This is a genomic window from Chlorogloea sp. CCALA 695 (assembly GCF_003003885.1).
Classification (GTDB): Bacteria; Cyanobacteriota; Cyanobacteriia; order Cyanobacteriales; family Chroococcidiopsidaceae; genus Aliterella.
On record NZ_PVWN01000137.1, the window covers coordinates 1 to 3,020 of the forward strand.

General features: G+C 41.9%; 3 protein-coding genes and 4 pseudogenes. 4 read left to right on the top strand and 3 right to left on the bottom strand.

Annotated features, from left to right (window positions below; translation table 11 throughout):
- Nucleotides 1-58: 58 nt before the first annotated feature.
- Nucleotides 59-340: pseudogene (locus C7B70_RS25370) on the top strand (transposase); the annotation flags it as partial.
- Nucleotides 341-410: 70 nt separating this feature from the next.
- On the opposite strand, the gene C7B70_RS25375 reads toward C7B70_RS25370, so the two are convergent.
- Both C7B70_RS25375 and C7B70_RS25380 read right to left on the bottom strand, forming a co-directional pair.
- Nucleotides 411-656, bottom strand: a complete 246-nt coding sequence (locus tag C7B70_RS25375) for a hypothetical protein (protein WP_106371642.1) — start codon at nucleotides 654-656, stop codon at nucleotides 411-413.
- A 339-nt stretch (nucleotides 657-995) separates the two neighbouring features.
- Nucleotides 996-1,439 (bottom strand): annotated as a pseudogene (locus tag C7B70_RS25380) (HNH endonuclease); the annotation flags it as partial.
- Nucleotides 1,440-1,650: 211 nt separating this feature from the next.
- On the opposite strand from C7B70_RS25380, the pseudogene C7B70_RS29000 reads away from it, so the two are divergent.
- Both C7B70_RS29000 and C7B70_RS28165 read left to right on the top strand, forming a co-directional pair.
- A pseudogene (locus C7B70_RS29000) lies at nucleotides 1,651-1,713 on the top strand (hypothetical protein); the annotation flags it as partial.
- 7 nt (nucleotides 1,714-1,720) lie between these two features.
- Nucleotides 1,721-1,861, top strand: a complete 141-nt coding sequence (locus C7B70_RS28165) for a hypothetical protein (RefSeq protein WP_233221159.1) — start codon at nucleotides 1,721-1,723, stop codon at nucleotides 1,859-1,861.
- Between the two features lie 359 nt (nucleotides 1,862-2,220).
- On the opposite strand, the gene C7B70_RS25390 is transcribed toward C7B70_RS28165, so the two are convergent.
- Nucleotides 2,221-2,787, bottom strand: a complete 567-nt coding sequence (locus C7B70_RS25390; RefSeq protein ID WP_199192575.1) for a transposase family protein — start codon at nucleotides 2,785-2,787, stop codon at nucleotides 2,221-2,223.
- Between the two features lie 86 nt (nucleotides 2,788-2,873).
- On the opposite strand from C7B70_RS25390, the pseudogene C7B70_RS25395 reads away from it, so the two are divergent.
- Nucleotides 2,874-3,020: pseudogene (locus C7B70_RS25395) on the top strand (IS701 family transposase); the annotation flags it as partial.

Here is a 3,020-nt window from a genome sequence, read left to right on the forward strand (position 1 = left end):
GACGGTACTTTAACAACAGCTATGTTTAAGCATATCTTCAAATCCTATTTTTTCATAACTGATTCAGGATTGCTATAGTTATCACAAACGTCTTGATGTTCTAGAGAAAATAGAGCGATTGATGCCAAATATTCCTTTAGGTTTTTTACCTACTTATAGCCCAGACTTTAATTTAGTTGAATTAGTATGGCATTCCTGCAAAGAGTTCATTGCCCATTGCTTATTTCCGTCTGGACAAGAACTTAAAGAACTCTTAAAGAGATTACTTAATAATGGCGAACTGTCGATTAACTGGAATAAAACTATTCGTAATAAGGGAAACAAAGTTATGGCGAACTAAATGTCTGTTAGCTTACTAATAGGTCAGCCTGCTGGGGAGTCAGAAAAAATTAAAGTACCTTGTAACTGTTTTATTCATAGGTACTCTGCGAAGTGTCACCAGTCATGAGGGGGTCATATTTGGCATAATCGCTATCACCTACATGAACAAACCCATGTTCCAACAGCCAGGCTTCTGCGGCTTTTAGATTAGTTTGATAATCCTCACAATCAGTAAATTCTTTCAGCACTTGCCCACTGGTTGTATTAATTTGAGAACCAGTTTGATTTGAATGAATAATAAGACTTACTGTTGATTCCGTCTTTTGGGTAGTCATAGGATACTCTTTGCCTCAAAGTAAAGTATTTTAATGTTAAGAAGCTGATGTTTCTGGCGTAGATTTAAACAGCTATTCCTCTTTTTCAATACTCCCATAGTTCATCCTCCCCTCTCTAATACTCCTCTAGGCTTTTACTGCGCTTGAAAAGTGATAATTAACTGAAAACAAAATCTATCGGTTCAGGGAGCGAAATTGCAAGTGTTGAATTTGGTGGTTCAACTTTCTTAAGTAGCATCGCAAGACTATTTTGTTAGAGTCGAGGGCGGGTATTACCCCGCGCCCCTCTCCTACAGATCCGGACGTGAAACTTTCGCCTCATCCGGCTCCCAGATATTCTTAGGGTTGTTGTTCCCTTTTGCCCATGTGGATATAGTCATGACAGGATTCATGTACGGCGACTAGATTTTTATTTTTCCAGTTGCTATGATTGCCATCAATGTGGTGTAAGTGTACCCGTTCTTCACTGGTACATTTTAAGCCACAGTGTCCGCACGTATGGTTTTGCCGTTTTAAGGCTCTAGAGGTGTGATCGTCATATAACTTGCTGTTGCGTTCACTCCAGTAAGCTATATCTCCGTCGTATGGTGATTTAGTACCTTTGACGTTGACAAACTTGTTTTCGGAGTAGGGAACGCTTGGGAACGCCGTATCTAGTAGTTTCTTACTGGAGTAGCGGTCTTGTTTCGTTTCCTTATTAAATACCTTAAATGCCCTGCTTTCCATGTGGTACAGCGAGAATCGTGAACCGTCCATTTTGCAGAATTTATGGTAGTTATTAAACTCAGCGAGACTGTCACCAATCCCGCTGGTCTCCAAAACGGAACGTGAAGGTTTCCCTTCATTCCGCTCCTCAGTGATTTGGCACATTGTCATGTGTACTTCTCAACTGAACCGTCCTCAGTTGTTTTTACATCGTGGCAGTGTCTGTGTAATATCTGGGGTAGTGCCAAATATGTAAGGATAAGTGTAAAGATTATGTAGAGAGGGTTGTATGAGTCAGGATCAGCTAAACTGTCCAAAATGCGGGTCAGAAAAAATAGTAAAAAATGGCTTTATCCATAATGGCAACCAAAATCATAAATGCCGAGACTGCAAAGCGCCAATTTGTGCTAACCCCCCGCAATCGTCCAGTTACAGAAGATAGTAAAAAGCTGATTGATAGGCTATTACTAGAACGCTTGAAGGGTTGCCGCCATCTGTAGAGTTAGCGGGATTTCTGAAACCTGGATTCAAACCTACGAGTCGCGGAAAATACAGCACCGTACCTCAACAAGTTGCAGTTAGCTCAAAAAAAAAGGACACTTAACAATTTCCTTGTGATGAGATGTGGTCAAATGCGTGTAAGAAAAGCTTGAAGCAATGGATGAGCGTTAGCAATGGACGAACGAAACAAAAGAAATTGTCGGATTGTATGTTGGCAGTCGTTCACGAAAGGCAGCAAAACGTTTGTGGCTTTCTTTACCTCCCGTCTACAGACAATGTGCAGTCGCGTATACTAGACTTGTTGCTTTATAAAAACATTAGAACCAATGGGTAAATTGGGTTTCCCCCTGCCAAGTAATTAAGCCACCTCTAAGTAGAAGTTCCACAACCCTGCTGCTGTTACCATCAAATGGTCATCAAAATCAGGCACACGATTCCTGTAGATCGCTGATACCGCATTGTATCGTTTCATCCCGGCATGAGCGTGTTCACAGACCACTCGTTGACGACTCAGCTTTTTGTTCTTGCGCTTGTAGTATGAACTTAACGGCTTTCCCTTTGGCTTTTTCTGAGGCAGATGAATATTGACATACTCGTTCTGTAAGCCTTGAAACCCTGAATCACCCAAAATCTTGACGTGGCTGGGAATGTTTTCAATCAAGTTTTCTTCATCCAACTGCCGTTTGTCATGAATCCTGCCAGCTAAAGCTGGTGTCAGAATAATCACCTGCTTATGACTTGTACTGCCCGTAAGGTGTTTTCGACTGTGACATTTCTTTTTGCCAGAATAGTGAACTTGTTGCTGTTCACTATTCTGAGGGCGCTGAACTGGGCGTTCCGTCCCATCAACAATGATTTCTGTCACCTCTGGAAATCGTTGCAGGAATTGTTCGATGCTCTCCAGTTTCCGTTCGGGCAACATCATCTTCTCACCCAGAGATACTTCTAGAATCCTCAGGACTTACGCAGAAGTAGGAGAAAATGCAAAGAGGAACCTTTAAAAATAGAGGGATGAGATTCACTAAACTTGACTACTGCCAATATCTACTCAGCAGTCCGATCAACTACACGGTAACAAACTTAGCTAACCATCTTGATGGTGTCAGCCATGACCGCATCAACCGCTATTTGCGGGGTGAGAAACTGACTCCTCGCCTA

What these genes read in the sequence shown, in the direction of transcription:
- C7B70_RS25375 (WP_106371642.1), bottom strand. Translation starts at nt 656, where the DNA reads ATGACTACCCAAAAGACGGAATCAACAGTAAGTCTTATTATTCATTCA.
- C7B70_RS28165 (WP_233221159.1), top strand. Translation starts at nt 1,721, where the DNA reads ATGGCAACCAAAATCATAAATGCCGAGACTGCAAAGCGCCAATTTGTG.
- C7B70_RS25390 (WP_199192575.1), bottom strand. Translation starts at nt 2,787, where the DNA reads ATGATGTTGCCCGAACGGAAACTGGAGAGCATCGAACAATTCCTGCAA.